Origin of the sequence: Rhodovulum sp. PH10 (genome assembly GCF_000293785.1) — a bacterium.
Lineage (GTDB): Bacteria > Pseudomonadota > Alphaproteobacteria > Rhizobiales > Xanthobacteraceae > Rhodoplanes.
Genome location: NZ_AKZI01000234.1, coordinates 1 through 473 on the forward strand (window position 1 = coordinate 1; position 473 = coordinate 473).

General features: G+C 66.0%; 1 protein-coding gene. It reads left to right on the forward strand.

All coding sequences use genetic code 11. The features are described 5' to 3' along the window. On the forward strand, positions 1-468 hold a 468-nt coding region (locus tag A33M_RS21775; RefSeq protein WP_157223626.1), incomplete at its 5' end, for an integrase core domain-containing protein. Positions 469-473 lie beyond the last annotated feature (5 nt).

Here is a 473-nt window from a genome sequence, read left to right on the forward strand (position 1 = left end):
GACACCTCGTTCTGCCTGGCGGCGCTCGAGGAGGCGATGGCACGGTGCGGCAAGCCGGAGATCTTCAACTCCGACCAGGGGTGCCAATTCACCTCGGCGGCCTTCACCGGCGCGCTGCTCACGGCCGGCATCCGGGTCTCGATGGACGGCCGCGGGCGCTGGATGGACAACGTGTTCATCGAGCAGCTGTGGCGCTCGCTGAAACACGAGGACGTCTATCTGAAGCACTACGCCGACGGCCGGGAGGCGAAGGCCGGCATCGCCGCATGGATCACGTTCTACAACGAGCAGCGGCTCCACCAGGCGCTCGGCTATCGCACGCCGATGGCGGTGTGGCGCGCCGGTGCCGCCGACGAGGCCGTGGACATGCTGGACAACGCGAGCGAGGCTGGGCAAGAATCGTCGCCGGCGGCGAAGTATGATGTGATTTATGACGAATCGCGCATTCAAAGCCGGCGTGAGCCGTAATCAGC